This window comes from Helicobacter sp. CLO-3 (assembly GCF_001854545.1).
GTDB lineage: Bacteria > Campylobacterota > Campylobacteria > Campylobacterales > Helicobacteraceae > Helicobacter_B.
The window spans coordinates 11,743-30,003 of the sequence record NZ_MLQN01000023.1 but is presented as its reverse complement, the minus strand read 5'-3'; the positions used below and the strand labels follow the sequence as shown (position 1 = coordinate 30,003).

The 18,261-nt window shown below is 47.1% G+C and carries 16 protein-coding genes and 1 pseudogene; 10 read left to right on the top strand and 7 right to left on the bottom strand.

Translation table 11 applies throughout. From position 1 onward, the window contains the following. Positions 1 to 166 precede the first annotated feature (166 nt). The gene (locus tag BKN38_RS07005; RefSeq protein ID WP_082942657.1) at positions 167 to 877 is read left to right on the top strand and encodes an alpha/beta hydrolase; all 711 of its coding nucleotides are present in this window, start codon (positions 167 to 169) and stop codon (positions 875 to 877) included. A 312-nt stretch (positions 878 to 1,189) separates the two neighbouring features. On the opposite strand, the gene BKN38_RS07000 is transcribed toward BKN38_RS07005, so the two are convergent. The 3 genes from BKN38_RS07000 to BKN38_RS11970 are packed head-to-tail and all read right to left on the bottom strand — an operon-like array spanning position 1,190 to position 5,592. Then, positions 1,190 to 2,662 (bottom strand): cytochrome-c peroxidase, encoded by a 1,473-nt coding sequence (locus tag BKN38_RS07000; RefSeq protein WP_066457730.1) that lies wholly within the window; start codon positions 2,660 to 2,662, stop codon positions 1,190 to 1,192. A gap of 42 nt (positions 2,663 to 2,704) precedes the next feature. Continuing rightward, entirely contained in the window at positions 2,705 to 5,461 is a 2,757-nt protein-coding gene (locus BKN38_RS06995; RefSeq protein ID WP_083329097.1) for a TonB-dependent receptor plug domain-containing protein, read from the bottom strand. Further along, on the bottom strand, positions 5,458 to 5,592 hold the full coding sequence (locus BKN38_RS11970; RefSeq protein WP_256325562.1) for a hypothetical protein: 135 nt from the start codon (positions 5,590 to 5,592) through the stop codon (positions 5,458 to 5,460). Before BKN38_RS11970 ends, BKN38_RS06995 begins: the two co-directional genes overlap by 4 nt. A 202-nt stretch (positions 5,593 to 5,794) precedes the next feature. On the opposite strand from BKN38_RS11970, the gene BKN38_RS06990 reads away from it, so the two are divergent. The 4 genes from BKN38_RS06990 (at position 5,795) to BKN38_RS06975 (ending at position 8,780) form a co-directional block, all read left to right on the top strand. Continuing rightward, positions 5,795 to 6,394, top strand: coding sequence for a Crp/Fnr family transcriptional regulator (locus BKN38_RS06990; protein ID WP_066457733.1), 600 nt, complete (start codon positions 5,795 to 5,797; stop codon positions 6,392 to 6,394). 392 nt (positions 6,395 to 6,786) lie between these two features. Beyond that, complete coding sequence (locus tag BKN38_RS06985) at positions 6,787 to 7,488, top strand: lysozyme inhibitor LprI family protein (RefSeq protein ID WP_066457736.1); 702 nt, start codon at positions 6,787 to 6,789, stop codon at positions 7,486 to 7,488. 168 nt (positions 7,489 to 7,656) lie between these two features. After that, a complete protein-coding gene (gene plsY / locus BKN38_RS06980; protein ID WP_066457738.1) occupies positions 7,657 to 8,313 on the top strand; it encodes a glycerol-3-phosphate 1-O-acyltransferase PlsY in 657 nt (218 codons plus the stop codon). Positions 8,314 to 8,357: 44 nt separating this feature from the next. Beyond that, the gene (locus BKN38_RS06975) at positions 8,358 to 8,780 is read left to right on the top strand and encodes a dihydroneopterin aldolase (RefSeq protein ID WP_066457742.1); all 423 of its coding nucleotides are present in this window, start codon (positions 8,358 to 8,360) and stop codon (positions 8,778 to 8,780) included. A gap of 204 nt (positions 8,781 to 8,984) precedes the next feature. Here the strand turns inward: BKN38_RS06975 and BKN38_RS06970 are convergent. The 3 genes and pseudogenes from BKN38_RS06970 to BKN38_RS06960 form a co-directional block, all read right to left on the bottom strand. After that, positions 8,985 to 9,518 (bottom strand): annotated as a pseudogene (locus BKN38_RS06970) (efflux RND transporter permease subunit); the annotation flags it as partial. Between the two features lie 35 nt (positions 9,519 to 9,553). Continuing rightward, positions 9,554 to 9,757 carry an efflux RND transporter permease subunit gene (locus BKN38_RS06965; protein WP_066457748.1) on the bottom strand — a complete coding sequence of 68 codons (204 nt, stop codon included), beginning with the start codon at positions 9,755 to 9,757 and terminating at the stop codon, positions 9,554 to 9,556. Positions 9,758 to 9,925: 168 nt separating this feature from the next. Then, entirely contained in the window at positions 9,926 to 10,237 is a 312-nt protein-coding gene (locus BKN38_RS06960; RefSeq protein WP_143000236.1) for a hypothetical protein, read from the bottom strand. Positions 10,238 to 10,393: 156 nt separating this feature from the next. On the opposite strand from BKN38_RS06960, the gene BKN38_RS06955 reads away from it, so the two are divergent. Both BKN38_RS06955 and BKN38_RS11135 read left to right on the top strand, forming a co-directional pair. Continuing rightward, entirely contained in the window at positions 10,394 to 11,026 is a 633-nt protein-coding gene (locus tag BKN38_RS06955) for a MarC family protein (RefSeq protein ID WP_066457752.1), read from the top strand. Between the two features lie 296 nt (positions 11,027 to 11,322). Next, the gene (locus BKN38_RS11135) at positions 11,323 to 11,469 is read left to right on the top strand and encodes a hypothetical protein (protein WP_156528288.1); all 147 of its coding nucleotides are present in this window, start codon (positions 11,323 to 11,325) and stop codon (positions 11,467 to 11,469) included. Positions 11,470 to 11,605: 136 nt separating this feature from the next. On the opposite strand, the gene BKN38_RS06950 is transcribed toward BKN38_RS11135, so the two are convergent. Beyond that, on the bottom strand, positions 11,606 to 13,174 hold the full coding sequence (locus tag BKN38_RS06950) for a flagellin A (RefSeq protein WP_066457755.1): 1,569 nt from the start codon (positions 13,172 to 13,174) through the stop codon (positions 11,606 to 11,608). Positions 13,175 to 13,434: 260 nt separating this feature from the next. Between BKN38_RS06950 and BKN38_RS06945 the strand changes: the two genes are divergently transcribed. From BKN38_RS06945 to BKN38_RS06935, 3 genes are all read left to right on the top strand, one after another. Further along, on the top strand, positions 13,435 to 14,991 hold the full coding sequence (locus BKN38_RS06945; protein ID WP_066457758.1) for a phospholipase D family protein: 1,557 nt from the start codon (positions 13,435 to 13,437) through the stop codon (positions 14,989 to 14,991). Between the two features lie 224 nt (positions 14,992 to 15,215). Continuing rightward, positions 15,216 to 16,319 (top strand): NAD(+)/NADH kinase, encoded by a 1,104-nt coding sequence (locus BKN38_RS06940; RefSeq protein WP_158655940.1) that lies wholly within the window; start codon positions 15,216 to 15,218, stop codon positions 16,317 to 16,319. Positions 16,320 to 16,433: 114 nt separating this feature from the next. Next, positions 16,434 to 18,185, top strand: coding sequence for an AAA family ATPase (locus tag BKN38_RS06935; protein ID WP_066457764.1), 1,752 nt, complete (start codon positions 16,434 to 16,436; stop codon positions 18,183 to 18,185). Positions 18,186 to 18,261: the final 76 nt, after the last annotated feature.

The following is an 18,261-nucleotide window of genomic DNA, read 5'->3' as shown; positions in this document are numbered from 1 at the left end:
TATGGCGCACAGCCTTGATGGTGAAAATTTTGTGAGCGAGCGCAAAATGAGATCGATGAGATAGGGCAGACAAGGCACAAAACCATTTTTGTGCCGTGCAAAAATCGCGATAAATCCTGCTATAATCGCGGGTTTATGACGAATATCTTACATAAAAGGGGCGGATATGAAAAAACTTTTTTCGATTTTTATGATTTTTGGCTTGTTTTTTGGCGCGGGCGTGAGCGCGGAAGTAGCAAAGGAAAGCGCCGCGAGCGCCGCAAAAACCGCAGGCACCGCATCCGCAGACGCCGCAAACACCATAGAATCCAGCGCGCAAAAGCGCGTCATCATCGTGCATGGCTATGGCGGGGATTCTAAAAGTCATTGGTTTGTGTGGCTTAAAAATGAGCTAGAAAAGCAGGGCGCGCGCGTGGTGGCGCCTGATATGCCAGATAGCCTTAGCCCCACGCCAAAAGCATGGATCGCGGCACTGCGCGAGACGATCGGCGATATCGATGAAAATACCTTTATCGTCGCGCATAGCTTGGGCTGTATCAGCGCGCTACGCTATATCGAGGGGCTGGATGCGCGCGAGCGGCTTGGCGGCGTGGTTTTGGTGGGCGGATTTTATGAGCCTTTAAGCATTTTGCCAAAGCTTGATCCTTTTGTCGCAGAGCCTTTGCAGGGCGCGAAACTCGCCAAAATGATAAAAAATCGCGTGGTGCTGTCCGCCAAAGATGATAAAGTCGTGCTAACAAATTTAAGCGAGAATCTAGCAAAAGCGATTGATGCGGAGTTTATCCAGCTGCCTAGTGGCGGGCATTTTATGAAAGATGAGGTCGGCGACAAACTGCCAATCGTGCTAGAACTACTCCACAAACAAATGGGGATGTAAATCCTGCGCCAAACGCGCCAAATATGCCAAGCGCGCTAAACGCATTAAACACCAGCGCAAAGCGGTAGTCAAAACAAAAAATATCACACAAAAGCTAAGCGCGCTGGCACAAAAGCATAAAGCCTATAAAACACCGCGCGCGTTAATCTTTTAAAATACCAAAACACCAGTAAGCCAAATAAGTGCCAAATATAAGCGCCAAGCAAGACACAACTGCATCACCCATAGCTAGACTCTAGCGCATTTTATGCTTGCAGATTCTAGCCCACGCGCGTTAATCTCTTAAAATACCGCAAGTTTAGGCAAAGCCAATCATATCGCTTTTAAAAACGCCTCGATTGCCTGCATCTCCTCTGTGCTTAGGTTTAGCGGTTTTATGAGATGCGTTTTTTGCGCTTTTGGCTCGCTAGATTCTAGAGTTTTGGCCTCTGGCACGGGGAATGCCACATCATAAAGATGTATCACGCCCATAAGATTTGGTGAAATGCCATTATGCATATATGGCGCGCTTTTGGCGACATTTATGAGTGAGGGCGTGCGAAATGCGCCAAGATCTGCCATATCCTTAGTGACTTCATAGCGCCCTAGATCTTGGCTAGATCGTCCATAAAGCGCAAGTCCGATGTTATGATATTTACCATCGCTAAAGCTTGCGCCATAATGGCAATTCATACAACGCCCTTTAGTGCGGAAAATATGCAAACCATACAGCTCAAAATCATCCAATGCGCTATATTTGCCCTTTACAAAAGCATTAAAGCGCGTATTTTTTGGCAAAAGACTCCGCTCATAAGTGGCAATCGCCTTGGCAATATTTTCAAAACTCATAAGCGCTAGTGCCTCATTTTTGGCGGATTGTGGCAGTGCGCGCGAGGCTTGCAGCCATTTTTTATCTATCACATTAAGCTGTGCTTTTGCCACGCCAGCAGGGTCTTTTAGAGCATTCGCGCGCTCTTGTTGGCTAAGCAGTTTATGAAAGCTCGCCTCGCCAAAAAGCGCATTTGCTTGCGCGCGCACCTCTTCTTTTTGCTCTGGCGCTAGAGAAGCAAGGTTGCTATGATCATCTTTAGATTCTGGTGTGTTTTTTGCGTTTTGCGGTGGATAAAGGCGCGCCTCAATATTTGGCTTAGGCGTTGGCTTGATGATAGGCGGCAAAGCGTCTTTATAGAGCGTAGCCCAGCGAGCTTTTTGCTCCTCGCTGCCAAATGCCAAGATAAAATACCCATAATAAAGTGGATTCTCTTTCACTGCATTTTGCGCGATTTCTGGCGTGCTAGCCATTTCTATAGGATCGCTTAGCGGGAAAATCACTTGAGATTCTAGCCCGCTCACGCGCCCATCCCAAAACAGCTCTTCAAAAAGCGCGCTTGTCTCTATATTTGGCGCATTTCTGCGTTCATGCGCGCGATCATGCCCGATACTCACTTTTAGCCCATCGCCAAAGCCAAGCTCGCTATTATGGCACGAGCTACACGCGATTTGCCCGCTTTTTGAAAGCTTTGGATCGTTAAAAAGCCTTTCGCCTAGTTGCGCTTTTTGCTCGCTGAAAGGATTAGATTCTGGTGCGCTCACGCTACTAGGTAGCTCGCCTAGCTCCTGCCACTCCACACCTTCATCTATCTCTGGCTTTTCCCACTGCGCTATGGGCTTTGCATACATGGCGCGATATTTGGCATACGCATTTGCAGAATCTGCCTTTGGCTTAAGCATTAGCGCGCCTATAGCAGCCATAGCGACTAGCACGCACAATACACAAATCCCCACTAGAATCCTATTTGCTCTCATTCTCTCTCTCCTTTAGTTGTGTGGCAAAGCTAGATTCTATGATTAGAATTTATAGCCTGTTTGTATCCATATCTGCCTGCCTAGCCCATACGCTAGCACCGCCGCATTGCTTGGCACGCCATAAAGCAGCACGCCATCTTCGCCGCTAAGGGTGGTGAGATGTTTGCTATTTAGCAGATTGTAAATATCTAGATTTACATAAAGAGTGTTGCCTCTCCATACATTTACTTCAAATCCCACGCGCATATCCCAGCTAAAAGTATTGCCTAGCTTTGCATCAGAGAAGCTATTCATATTTCCATTGCTGCTATTTGCTAGAGAATCTAGCACGATTCGCTCATAAGTGCCTCTGTATTTGAAAAAGTTATTCCATATCCATTTGGTGCGCCAGATATTAAATGCATGTGTCGTATTGAGGCGTAAGGTAAGCGGTTGGTTGTATTTTTGTGCTGGCATATTTGCATAAGTGGTGCTTACACCATTATACAAAATCGCATCATCCAAATCATAATCCGCATTATGCGTGTTGTAATTGCGCGTGGTGTTAGTCCAATCTAGCGCAAAAAGATAGTGATGCGACACGCCAAAAGTCTCTATAGGCTTAGCATTGCTAATCATAAGCGTAAAAATATCGCTTTTTGTCCGCCCGCTATTATCCCAATAGTATAAATTAGCGCTTTGTTGGGTTTTGGTGGTTACTTGATCTTTGCCATCGCGGTGGATGTATTTGAAGTTTAGCGTGAAAAGCGCTAGATTTTGCGTCCAGCTTCCCATAAGCTCATCATCATAAGGCACATCCAAATCTTGAAGCTTTTTATTGGAGCCTTGCACTACCCCATTGCTAAGATTTCCGGTAAATGTGCCGCATGTATTATTTCCGCCATTATATTCCTGCCATGCCTCATTTACGCCACTGCGACAATATGCCACACGAGAATTTATCGCATCAGCATAGAATCTATATGCTAGCAGATTGCGCGCATAGTAGCGATTTGCCCCAAAGGTAAATTGCGTCTTGTAGGCTTCTTCCCATGGTGCGACATAGCTTAGCGAGAATCTAGGCGCTACTTTGTGCTTAGATAGATAGTTATCCCCATCAAGCCTTAAGCCAAAGCGTGCATTGATACTGCCAGCACCTTTCATATCGATAGTCGCATCATCTTCAAGATAGATTCCATAGGTGAAAGTATTGAAACTTGTTTTGCCAGCTTTTATGATTCCCATTGTGTTGTAGTATCGCTCAGCATTTGCTGAGATGAAGCCAAAGCTATCTGCTTGCCCATTCCACCCTGTCCCAGTAACTGGACCTCCGCCATAAATATACATATGAGAATCCTCTATCCTATCGCGTGTCGCGCCTTGATAGATTAGCTCTAGCCCACCGCGCAAGCTTTGTGCCAATATCCCTGTGACAATGGGCGAAGCTAGAAAATCGCTTTTTAGCGTTACATTATCTTGTATTTGATCTACGCTGCCAAATTGCCCCTCGCTGCCATTTATCATAGTGTAATAATTCGCATCGCTGCGCCTAGAATTTTCCAGCCTAGAGTAGCTAAGAGTGGTGGTAGAAAGCCCTATTTTAGTCTGATACAGCGCTTTTAGCCCTGTTTGGATTCCGCCACCTCGCATGGTATAGCGCGAGTTTTTAAAATTTGGCGTGAAGTAGGTGTTGTCTTGTGGCATATATGCGAAGTTGTATTCTAGGGTTAGATTCTCGGTTGGATTGTAGTTTATTTTGATATAGTAGTTATCGCTGGTGCGCTTTTGGTCTTGTTTCTCTTGGCTTGTGCCATTGTTGTATGACTGCAGAGGTATCACTGCGCGCGTGGTGGAGAAGCTCGCTATCACGCCTAGATTTTTGGTGATATAGCCCTCGACATTGGCGCGAAAGAGGTTTTTGTAGAAATTTGGCTGATAGTTTTCGTTGCTAGAATTTACCAAATCGCCAAGCGCGCTGTTTTCTAGCCCGTAGTATTTTGTCCATTGGCTAGCGGTGTATTGCCATGAAAAATTGCCATGCCAGCCATCGCTTCTTGGTTTTCTTACATTTGCCTCTACCACGCCCCCGCTGAAGCGCCCATACGCAGCGCTGACATTAGAATCTAGCACCACTATAGAATCTAGCAAACCAACATCGACATTTAGCCCTTGTGATAGTCCGCCTCTTTGGCGTGGCTGGGTGTTGGAGCTAGAGCCGGCGGGATCGAGGTCATTATTCATCTCAAAGCCATCTAGCTGGAAGCTGTTTTGATATGGCACGCCGCCGCTGATGCTGATATTTGCAGGGCTGATTTCGCCGGGTGTTTGCGAGCTGCTGGAGGCGTTTTTGGTAGCGACATTTGGCAATACTCGCAATGCGCTGGAGATGTCGCCATTCCCTGTAGGTGCGGATTCTAGTAGCTGCCTATCCACGACACCAGCACTAGAATCATAGCGAGTTGTCGATGAGGTCTGCTTGCTTCCATAGGCGGTTATTTTGCTTAGTTCTTTGGATTCTGCGATATTTTGCGTGTCGCTAGAGGCTGCGCTATCTGAAGCGGCGCTAGCTGTGGTGCTAGAATCTGCGACGCTAGAATCTGAAGCTCTAGAATCTAAATCTGTCCTTTTGGCAGTATCAGAATCTAGCTCGGCTAGATATAGTTTTGCTTCGTGATTTTCTGTGCTTTTGTCGCTATTGGTGCGTTTTGTCGCGCTGTGATTGGAGGCTGTGGATGCGTTATAGGCTATTTTGAAGGGGGCGGCTTCAGAAGAGGCTATTTTGGAGTGGTTTATTTGGGTCGTCGAGATCGTCGAGGTCACCCCCCCCCCCCCGCAATTATGGGCGCGCTAGCATTGATGTCTTTGTCGATGCTTTGACTAGAATCCTTATCCGCTAGCAAAGATATAGGCGCTACCATTGCTAGAGTAGAGATAATCACAGGCTTTATCATTGTATGCTCCTTACTATAAAATGTGGAATTATTCTTACTATAAACTTATAATGACCTTAAAAATAAAACTTTATTTTATTTATGTGGTATTTTGGAAGTAGATTTGGGGCTTGTGAAGCCTCGCTTTTGGCAAGATATTAGCTTTTTTGGTGTAAAGTGTCGCGTTTATCAAGTAGCCAAACCTCCACAAACACGGAAAAGCATGAATAACCACATAGAAATCCTTAGCAAAATCGGCAACAAAATATCGCGCAAGCAGGGCAGCATTTTGTTTTATGAGGGCGATACGCCTACGCGCTTGTATGTGCTGCTGGAGGGCGTCGTGCGGCTGTATAAAAGCGATGCGAGCGGCAATGAAATCACCATCCACCGCCTGCAGCCCCAAAGCTTCATCGCGGAGATGCCGCTATTTGAGGGGCTGGTATACCCGGCGAGCGCGGTGTTTCAGACTGATGGCGTGGTGCTTAGCGTGGATTTTGCGCGCTTTTGCGATGAGCTCATCAAATCACCCGAGCTAAACCTCGCACTCATCGCCTCGCTCATGGGTAAAATCCGCGTGCTAGAAAAGCGCATCGCCCGCGACATGCTGCTAGACCTCCGATCGCGCCTCGCGCACTATCTCATCGAGCACGCCGCCGCGCTTGCATCCACCACGCAGCGCACCATCGCCCAAGACCTTAATGTCACGCCACAATCGCTATCCAGAATCCTGCGCGAGCTAAAGGATGAGGGCTACATCCGCGTAGAAAAGGGCAAAATCCGCGTGCAAGAGCCACGCAAGCTAGCGGAGATTTTGGGGTAGGGCGGAGGTTTTGGGCGGCTTGGAGCGGTTTGGCGGCGTGCAGATTCTGGAGCGGCTTGGTGAAATGTGGATTCTAGGCATTTTGGGCTTTGGATTCTGAGATTCTAAGGTTCTTGGATTTTTAAGATTCCAAGATTTGGCGATTCTATGATACCGCTTTTCACTTTTGCGCGCGCGGCAGAATCTCGACAAAAATCCAGCAGCACGCAAACCAAAGCAGACGCTAGCTTGGATTCTAGCTCTTAGATTCTGGCTTTTGCGCTAGTTTGAGAAATTATGCTAATATGTCGCGCAATAATGCAATGCAAACACCAGAATCTAAAACATAATAATTAACATAAATAATTCAGGGCCAAAACCGCTACCAAAACCATCACAAAGAAAGGCACACCATGCAAACAGCGACAGAATCCAAAGCTACCGTAACCACCGCGCCACTCCTGGCCACCGCGCTGGCATTCGCCCTGCTTATCTCTAGTGCGCTGGCGGATGTGTCGTTTCGCTCATCTTGGCAGGGGCGCTGGGTGGCGTTTGGCGATTATTATGTCGATATCGCGCGCTGCAATGATAACCTCTGCACGCTTGGCGTGTGGAAGTTTGGCAACAATAAGCCAAGCTTTAGCGCAAAGCTAAGGCTGCTAAGCTACACCAAAGCCGAAGTGGCGGACAAATCCTGCACTTTGCTTTTGCAAACCACGCCCAAAATCCCAAGCGACATCGGCAAAGATACCACCGAGACGCCCTATCTAAGCGTGCTAGAAAACTCCTGCTTCGCGCGCTTAGATTCTACTCTAAGCTACCAGCAAAACAAAGCCTACCCTGCCTTTGACTGCGCCAAAGCGCGGAGCAAAAATGAGCTTGCTATCTGCCAAAGTAGCGATATAATGCTAGGCTATTATGATGTGCTGCTAAATGATTTTTATCATGAGCTTATGAAAAATATGTCGCGCGATAAGGCGAGCGCGCTGCAGGCTAGCCAAAAGCAGTGGCTGGAGCGATTTGGCGCGTGCGAGGGCGATGCGGAGTGCATGCTGCGCGCGTATAAAGAGCGCGTGGAGGAGTTTGGCGATAGATACTGCATGGAGTGCGGGTAAAGCTTAGCATGTGGATAAATAGGCGCGAACGCAGAATCCAAAAGCGCGAGTCCAACCAAGCCTAGATTCTAGCCCAACCCCAGTGCTTAGAATCTAGGGCGCGGGCAGAATCCAGAATCTAGAATCTAGCCCAAAAATCCAACCCCAGAATCCAAAAGGAGCAAAACAATGGATCTTTTTAGCAATTATATAAATGTCGTGTTTTATGTGCTGGCATTTTTGATAGGTGGCATCCCCTTTGGCATGCTATTTACCAAGCTGATTTACAAAATCGACCTCATGCAAGTGGGCTCGGGCAGCATAGGCGCGACCAATGTCTATCGCGCACTAAAAGACATCGACCCCAAGAGGGCGAAGTTTTTCTCCATCGCCACGCTCATACTTGATGCGACAAAAGGGCTCATCGTCGTGCTTCTCGCCAAGCTTTGCGGGCTGCCTTATGGCGCGCAGTGGATGATAGCGCTGCTGGCAATCATCGGGCATTGCTACAGCCCTTATCTTGGCTTCCGCGGTGGCAAAGGCGTCTCTACCGCTATCGGCTCGGTGATTTTGCTTATCCCAATCGAAGGCGCGCTAGGGCTTGTCGTGTGGGCGGTAGTAGGCAAGGTATTCAAAGTATCCTCGCTATCCTCGCTGCTAGGCGTGCTAAGCGGCATCGCGCTGACTTTCATCGTGCCTTACATCCTGCCCCTGCCCGCGTGCATAAGTGTGGAGGAGCAGATCCACAGCCATGTGCCGCTCGTGCTGATAGGGCTTTTCATCATCTACACACACATCCCAAATATCAAACGCCTCTTCAGCGGGCAAGAATCCAAAGTGCTGTAATCGCGGCAATCGCGGTTTTATAGGCGTTATCAAAGGCGTATCACATGGCGCTACATGAAATCATCATAGAAAATCTAGAGATAAAAGCGATAATCGGCGTGCTAGAAGCCGAGCGAGAAGCGCCACAGCGCGTCATCATCGATATGAAGGTGAAATACGACTCCAAGCGAGTGAAGCGCGGAAAAGCATTTGGCACAAAGGCGCTCACAAGCACCGCGCCGCATTTGGATAAAGATTTGCGCCCATATTTGGATAAATATTTAGACTATGTGGAGCTGAAAGATTTTCTAGCTAGCCATATCAAAGCCCAAAAATACGCCCTGCTAGAAGACGCACTAGAAGGCAGCGCAAAAGCGCTCAAAAAGCGCTTCCCAAGTATCAAGCGCATCTGCCTTGTGATAAAAAAACCCGATATCCTCCAAGACTGCACCATCAGCATGCGCCTCAAATGTAAATTTATAAAATAAAATTCCCACTTTGCTTTTATTTGCTCATCAAAATCATTCGCGTAGTATTGACCATGGATAAATCTAGCAGCTTAGAATATATTCGATGCGGCGGATTCTTTAAAGACTTGAGTTTTTTAGAATCCAAAAGCCAGATTTTATTCGCTCCAGTCGGATTTCGTGTTTAGAATCTCATTTTAGATTCTGCTGGTACAGATTACTATCTTATACGCTCGTTTTCCTGCGTTTATATGCCGCTATCCACTCGCCAAGCCGGGCGAGATAGAGATAAAATAGCGGGATAAAAAATATCGCCAAAAATGTCGCCGCAAGCATCCCGCCAATAACCCCAGTGCCGATAGAATGCCGCCCTAGCGCGCCCGCACCACTGCTAAGTGCTAGCGGAAGCACACCAAAGCTAAAGGCAAGCGAAGTCATCACAATCGGGCGGAATCTAAGCTTTGCCGCGCGCACCGCAGATTCAAACACGCTAAGCCCCTCTTTTTCCCTCAAATGTGTCGCAAACTCCACGATCAAAATCGCATTTTTCGCACTCAATGCAATCAACAGCAAAAGCCCCACTTGAAAATATATGTCATTATCTAGCCCGCGCAAGTTCGTCGCCACTATCGCGCCAAACACGCCAAAAGGCACAGCCGTAAGCACCGCCAAAGGCATAAGCCAGCGCTCATATTGTGCCACCAAAATCAAAAACACAAACAAAAGCCCAAAGACAAAGGCGAGATTCCCGCTTCCGCTTTAGTTAGATAGGGCTATCATCCACACCATTGATACTATTTTAGAGCGCTTGCCGCTGTGGCAGAAAGTGTGCGCGCATCAGCGCTAGAATAAGTCGTTTGCACCACAATTTGATTTGGCACAAGCTTTGGATGCCACTTGATTGCAAGATTAAATATACATAAAAGCCCAGCAATCACGATGATGATACCAATCACCGCCGAGAATGCCGGGCGATTGATGAAAAACTTTGAAAACATATTCAATCCTTGCGAACTTTAGGCTAGATTCTCTAGCTTAGACTTTCTAGCCCGCATATATTTTTGTCATCGCGAGCCGCACTTGTGCGGCGCGGCAATCTATAAAAAATACAAGCGAGATTTCAATCCTCGCACAACTTAGATTCTAGGATTCAAGCGCACCGATACCTAGAATCTAGCTTTCCTGTCATTGCGGGCGGGCTTGCCCGCGAAGCAATCCATAAATGCAAGATTTACAAATTTAGATTCCACATAAAAACAACCCCCCTGTTTTTCTTTGTTATAGATTGCTTCGCTACGCTCGCAAAGCGCAGTTTCTTCAGTAATGACGATTGAAAAATTACAAAACGCTTGCAAAATCCAAATTTCAACCAAGGCAGAAAAATAAAACCCCAAAGAGATAAAATCCCAAAAAAAACAAAACCTGCAATCTAAAGAAGCAAAATTAGCATCCCAACCAACCAAAAAAACAAAATCCAAACGCGCGCAAAAAGCAAAACATAAGCAAAAACCCCAAGTAAAATACATAAACAAAATCCCCAAACAAAATCCATTTTGCCGCATATTTTTGATAAAATAGCGCGCATCGGCACTACTAAACAAAAATCCAAAAAACCCCACGCACAAGGACATCCAATGTTTGGCGAGATAGAATCCACTTTTCACGCGATTTTTATAGCCGCGATTGCGATTATCGCGGTGCTAAACCCCTTTGGCAACCTCCCGCAGTTTATCGCGATGACGGAGGGCGTGGAAAAATCCATGCGCCAAAAGCTCTTTGCCAACATCATTTTCGTGGCATTTTGCATCGTCGTGATTTTCCTGCTCTCTGGCTCATTTATCATGAACTACCTTTTTCGCGTGAGCCTCGATGATGTGCGCGTGGCGGGCGGGCTCATCCTTGCGGTGATGAGCCTAAAAAGCCTGCTTTTTTCTAGCACCAACCAAGACTATTCGCATTATAAGGGGCTAGATTTTGAGAATCTTTTCAAGCACAGCATCATCCCCATGGCATTTCCCATGCTCGTGGGTCCGGGCACGCTTTCTACGATTGTCGTGATTTCTGAGGAGCGCGGCATCATCGTGGCGCTTGGCAGCATTGTGGGTGCGTTTGCGTTTATGCTGGTGCTTTTTCACTTCGCGGCGATGATCGAGCGCGTGCTCGGCAAGCTTGTGCTTTATATCCTCTCGCGTATCGCGCTTGTTTTTATCATCGCTATGGGGACGAAAATGATAGTCACAGGCTTGCGCGGCATGGGACTTGTGTAGATTTTTGGATTCTGGCTTTTGCTTATCAAGTCACATGCATCATCCTTTTGGCATAGTTTTTTATAAAACAGAATTTACAAACAAAATCCAAGAATCCAAAAAACATGTTGTGTCTGGACAGCGGCGCTAGAGAAAGAATTAGTGCCTACCGCGCTAATGCTCGCAATGACGAAAAATAGAATCTAAAGACAAAATAAAGCGGAATCTAAAAAAGATTTGGGGCAAAATCTAAAGAGAAAATTTAGCGAGAATCAAAAAATCAAAAAAGAAAAAAGAAGTCAAGCAAAGAGTAAAATATGGATTGCTTCGCTAACGCTCGCAATGACAAAAAAGAAAATCCAGCAAGAATCAAAAAAACAGAATCTAAAAAATTAAGAGAAAATCTATCAAGAATCAAAAAAGAAAAAGCAGAATCTAAAGTCAAATATGGATTGCTTCGCTAACGCTCGCAATGACGAAAAATAGAATCTAAAGCAGAAAAATCCCGCGCTTTAGGCGCAGGAAGATAGCTAAAGAAGATAGCTAAACCAGAGGTTGCCTCTACTCCAGCAAATACTCCCCGCCCAAAGGCGTAGGCACTTAAGAAAGTAGTCTTAAGATGTTTTGTTGCGCTGCGTTTGCTTGGCTCATAGCATAGCTTCCAGATTGCGCTAGGATGCTAAGCTTGTTGAACTCGGCAGATTCGCTAGCAAAATCCACTTCGCGGATTTGGCTTTCAGCAGCTTTCACATTCACTTGTGTGATAGTGATGTTATTTACGGTTGAAAGCATTTGTCCTTGCACAGAACCTAGGTCAGCGCGGATTCTATCTAGCGTTTTTGTCGCAGATTCTGCGATATCCATGACGACCATCGCACCGCGTAGTGTGGTAACACCAGCGCCTAGTATTTGGTTGGCAGTAGCGATAGCATTGTTTTCATTTCCACCGGCAGCAGATCGCACAGCTTCATTAAACACACCAAGAACATCTCTTAGGTTTGACACCCATTCAGCGACTTTTTGACCTTGACCATATCCTGTGGCACTTATATTTGTCCCAGATACGATGATATCGCGTGCATCAAGTCTAGTAAGTGAAAGGCGTCCATAATTCACAGATCCGCCATTTGGCACATTGTTGGTAGTTGTCCCTTGCAAAGTTTGGCCATTGATTTTTTCGATAGCTAGACCTGTATTTTGACCTTGACCACCACCACCGGCTTGTTGTCCATTGTCAGCAGTGATTGCGATACCGCGTCCATCAGTGCTTCGTAGGTTTAGGCGACCTGCATTGTCGATATAGGCTTCTACACCTGTTTCAGAAGTAGCAGTGTTAAACGCTTGCACCAAACGACCATCAGAGTCTGCTTGCTTGATTCCAAGAACATCACCGATAGTGAAGCCATTGATTACTATACCGCGCAAATCCCCTGCTTTTACCTCTTCATCAGAAGTAGAAAGGACGACTGCTTGAGCCCTTATACCTGTTTTGTCAGAGCTTTTGTTGATAACTTCTGCTAGGTTACCAAGCCCTGTGCCAGATGAGTGAGAGATTTTCACTGTCTCTAGCTGCACATCATTTACACCATCTACTGCCAAAAACTTCAATGACACTTCGCCAGCAGCAGTAATCATCGCACCAGTTTCTAGGCGCACTTGACCTATCTTATCAGAAGTCGTAGATCCGATAGATGCCTTGATAGATTGGTTAGAGTAAGCACCAACTTGGAATTCTTTATTCGTCCATTGACCAGAAAGAAGCGCTTGCCCGTTGTAAGATGTGGTGTTACCGATATAGTCAAGACCTTGAACTAGACGAATGATGTCGTTTTGGATAGCCTTGCGTGAAGCGGTAGTTTGTCCATCTTGCGCTGCTTGGGTAGCTTTCACTTTCACTGTGTCTAGGATTTTAAGCATTTCGTCCATCGCTTTGTCCGCGATTTGGATGATCCCCATACCATCATTGGTGTTTGAAATCGCTTGTCCTAGCGCGCTTGCTTGAGAACGCAAAGAGTCCGCGATAATCATACCAGAAGCGTCATCTGCCGCTTTGTTGATGCGAAGACCAGAGCTTAGTTTTTCTAGAGAATTTTTGAGCCCTAGTTGTGTTCCTACACCTTGTGCGTGAGCGTTGAGTGCGTTGATGTTAGTGTTAATCTGAAAAGCCATGTGAAACTCCTTTTTGGAAATTAATCTAGGGCGTCCTTGCCCTGACAAAAACTAAATCGGACAATGCAAAAAATTTTCAATAAAATTTCGCTTTTTAAATGCGCTATAATGTCAGGTTGATTTATAGCCCGCTTGAGTAGAGCTTGACAAAAGTGGATTCTGGCGTGGCTTTGGGGCAGAATCTAGATTTTGCAGATTCTGGATTCTCGCGTTCTCGCGCCAAACAAACCATAGATTCCATAGGGGCAAGATGAGGTAAAATGATGAATGACACACATTTGGCACTTATGCTATGTGCGCTGCTTTTTTTGCTGGCGGGCTGCGCGTCTGTCGTGCCATCTACGCGCGATATCAAAACGCCGCTAGAATCCAAAGGCTTTGGCGTGTATAATCGCCTAGATTCTCCCCTCGCCCTGCCATATCTCAAAGAGCTAGCACAAGAAGGCACAAGTGGCGCTATGCTAGTGAGTGATGGCTCTTATGCGCTGCTTCATAGGGCGCATTTGGTGCGGCAGGCGAAGTTTTCCCTAGAGATACAGACATATATCTACAAAAACGACATCGCCTCGCGCGTGCTTATGCACGAGATATGGCAGGCTGCTAATCGCGGCGTGCTGGTAAAAATCCTAGTCGATGACAATGGGCTAGATTCTGACTATTCTGACATCATCACGCTAAACAACCACCCAAACATCGAGGTAAAGATTTTCAACCCCTACCGCAACAGAATCAAGCTTTTCCGCCTGCCAGAGATGGTGTTTCACTTCAATCGCATAAATCGTCGTATGCATAATAAGCTTTTTATCGCTGATGGCATAGCGCTCATCATTGGCGGGCGCAACATCGCGGATAATTATTTTGATAATAAGCTAGATGTGAATTTTTCTGATACAGATGCGTTTTTCATAGGTGATGTGGCGGTGCAGGCGCGGAAAAGCTTCAAGCGGTATTGGGAGTATCATCGCGCGATTCCAGTGGAGTTTTTGCCCTCAAAGCGCAAGATGAAAAAATTTATGAAAAACTATAATGAAATGGTGTCTGATTTGGAGGTGGATTCTAGCGAGTGGGAGCGATACTCGCATGCTATGGAGGATGTGGAGAAGCAGTATGAAAACCGCGTAAATGCGATGTATTGGGGGCATGCCTATCTCGTGGCAGATGACCCGGAGAAAATCGATGCCAAAAATCCAGCAAGCAAAATCTATGAAGAGCTGCAGCGCATCCTCGCTGATACCAACGACTCGATATATATCTCTTCTGCCTATTTGGTGCCGGGCAAAAGAGGGCTAGCGCAGATGCAAGATGCCATAGAAAAGGGCATAAATCTCTATGTGCTGACAAACTCGCTTTCAAGCACCGACTCGCTGCCAGTGTATGCGGGCTGGGAGCGCTACCGAGATAAGCTAGTGAAAATGGGCGCGGAAGTGTATGAATACCGCAAAGGTGCAGGCAAAATCAAAGTGCGCGGGCGTATGACTTCTGGAGCGAGCCTGCATAGCAAAACGCTCGTGTTTGATAATAAAATCTCATGGATTGGCAGCTTCAACCTCGACCCGCGCTCAAGCATCATAAATACCGAAGTCGTGGCGATATTTGATAACGAAGAGTTTGCCAAAGAGACGACCAAACTCATACACATCGATATGCAAAGGGCATGGCATCTCGAGCTTGATAAACGCAAAATAAAATGGTGTGCTAGAAGCGATCCAAATGGTGAAGGCATCGAGGATATGTGCGTATCGCGCTCGCCGGATACGAGCCTGTGGTTGCGATTTCTAAACATCCTTATGCGTATTTTCCCGGAGAATCAGATATAAATGAGGAGGGTAGTTTATGCCTAAATTCTGGTCCAGCGTTGTTTTATGTATTTTTGTCATTGCAAGCTGGTTTTTCAGCAAAACAATACTATCGCTAGACATGGACTAAAAAATAAAAATGTACAAAATATATGCTAAAATGCATATATTTTAAAGATACGCAAAAAGCACCCGATAAAACCAAAACAAATAAATCCAAAACAACCAAAGCCAAAAGAGAGTCCATGCCAAAAAATCCCGCGATAAATCCGCAAGCAAGCCAATCCGCACACCACGCATCAAGCACGCAGGCAAATCGCGCGCCAAATCCGCCTATAAATCAAGTAGCGCTCATCATCCGCCCGGATTCTCCCCAGCTTAAAGACGACTGCTTGCAAGTGATAGAGATTTTCACGCGTCATGGCATAGGCGTGTGTATGGAGGAAGCGGGCGCGGCGATGCTGGGCGCGCCAGAGCTGGCACTGCCGCTGCCAGAGATTCTCGCGCGCGCGCAGGCGATGGTGAGCCTTGGCGGCGATGGCACGCTGATATCTGCCGTGCATAAAAGCCTAGGTAGCGCGCTGCCTGTGCTTGGGATAAATATGGGGCGGCTTGGGTTTCTCACCGCGATAAAGCCTAGCGAGCTAGAGGATTTTATCCCGCTTTTGCTTAGCGGGGAGTATAGTTTGGATAAGCATCAGATGCTAGAAGTCGAGCTGTGCGCGGGCGCCGCGCTAGATGAGGCAGAATCTAAAAACGCAGATTCCAAAAAAATGGATTCTGCCAAAATGGATTCTGCGGTATTAGAATCTAGTTTGGTAGAATCTGGCGGATGCGTCCCCACCAAAGAACTCCACACCAAAAAACTTTGCGCCCAAAAATCCCATACCCAAAAGCTCCGCACCCAAAAATTCTATGTCCTAAACGAAGTGCTAATCACCAAAAAAGACATCTCTGGCATGGTGAAAATCTACGCCAAAGTCGATGATGAAGCGCTCAACGCCTACTATGCCGATGGGCTCATCATCGCCACGCCCACGGGCTCTAGCGCGTATAACATCTCTGCGGGCGGCTCGGTGGTGCATCCGGCTTGTCGCGTGATGCTGCTTACCCCAGTTTGCGCGCACTCGCTCACGCAGCGCCCCATGGTGATTAGCGATGATTTTGTGCTGCGTTTTGAGGTGGATGAGGATGCGATGATTATGCTTGATGGGCAGGAGCGCGTGGAGTTTGGCAAAAATGATGTGCTGGTGGTGCGTAAAGGGCGCGGTGTCAATCTCATCCAGCACCCCAAAAGAAGCTATTTTGCGGTGATGAAAGAGAAATTTAGCTGGGGTGGCGCGAAGTGATTATGAGGCAATATTTTGCGCTATATTTGTTATATTCTCACGCCACATTTGCTATATTTTTGCGCCACAAATTACGCCACAACATTTTGCACCACAAAATTTTAAGGAGAATCGATGATAGCCAAGCTTAGCGTGGAAAATTCTGCGATTTTTGGGAGCTTTGAGCTGCATTTCAAAAACGGATTCTGCGTTTTCAGCGGACCTAGCGGAAGCGGGAAAAGCGTGCTTATGGAGTCGCTGCTATCGTGCTTTGGGCTTAGAGAGCCAAACGCGCCAAATATCGAGACTGATGTTTTGCTCTCTCCAAATCTTGCCAAAACGCTATCTGATGAGCTGGGGCTTGAGGGCGAGCTGCTAAACATCAAGCTCGTGCGTAAGGACAAAGTGCGCTATTTTGTCAATTTCACACCGATTGCCAAAAAACACCTAAGCGATATGCTAGGCGGCTATATCAAGCATATCCACTCGCGCGGTGGCGATGAGCTGGGCGCTGCGGCGCTGCTGACGCTGCTTGATACACAGATAAGCGCGAGTGACAAAACCCACGCGCAGCATCTTGCCACGCTAAAAGCGGAGTTTGAAAAGCATAGGGCGCTTAGCGAGAAGCTAGCCACGCTTTTGCGCGAAGAGAGCCAGATGGAGAGCATCAAGGAGATGGCGGAGTTTGAGATCGCCAAAATAGATTCTATCCAGCCAAAGCCCGGCGAATACGAGAATCTGCTCGATCTAAAAAAGACGCTTTCACGCAAAGAAAAGATAAAAGAGGCGATAGAGAGCGCGTTTGAGGCGTTTGAGCATACAGGCAAGATTTTGTCCGCGCTAGCGCAAATCGCGCCGGATACGCCAAGCCATGCAAAATCTGGGGTGGAATCTAGCGCAGATTCTAGCGCGGGCGCGAGTGTGGATTCTAGCGCGCCAAATGACGCCGATAACGCCGACAACGCGCCAAACGCTAGCCAATCGCATGACAAAGTCACGCCACTAGCCGACACGCTAAGCGAGGCGCTAAATGACGCGCAAGCCCTGCTAGAGGAGGAGAGCGCGAAGCTTGAAAGCCTAGAGGCGCTAGATTCTGAAGAGATGCTGCATAGGATTTCGGCACTTTCTGATCTCATCCGCCGATATGGCAGCGTGGAGGGCGCGCTGCAGCACAGGGACGCCCAGCAAAAAAAGCTAGAGGAGCTCGCGGATTTTAGCCACGCGAAGCAAGAGCTAGAAAAATCCATAAGCGCGCTAGAATCTAGCCTAAACGCCATGAGTGCGACTATCACGCGCACGCGCCAATCGCACATAAGCGCGCTAGAATCTAGCCTCGCCACGCTTTGTGAGAGCTTGAAGCTCCAAGCCCCGCGCGTCACGCTAGAATCCAAAGCGCTAGAAAAAGATGGCAAAGATGCGCTAAACATATCGCTAGGAAATAGCGCGATACACACGCTTTCTGCGGGCGAGTTTAACCGCTTGCGATTGGCGGTGATGTGCATGAGTGCGCGACTTGAGAAGATGCAGGGCGTGCTGATTCTAGATGAGATAGATGCAAATCTTAGCGGCGAGGAGAGCGAGGGCGTGGCGCGCGTGCTAAAAGAGCTTTCAAGCTCTTATCAAATCTTTGCTATCTCGCATCAGCCGCATATGCCAAGCCTCGCGGATTATCATTTTTTGGTAAGCAAAGCGGGCGCAGAATCTAAAGCGGGTGCAGAATCTAGTGCTGGCGAGAATCCAAGCCAAGCTACAAGCCAAAATATAAGTAAAGTCACGCTACTAAACAAAGAAGGGCGCATAAAAGAGCTAGCAAGAATGATAAGCGGCGCGCAAATCACGCAAGAAGCGCTGGATTTTGCCCGCAAACGATTAGCGCATATAGAATAACACTCGACTTGCGCAAATTGACGCCTAAATCCCAAATTTTATGATTTTTAATGGTTTGCTAAAAACCAATATTTCG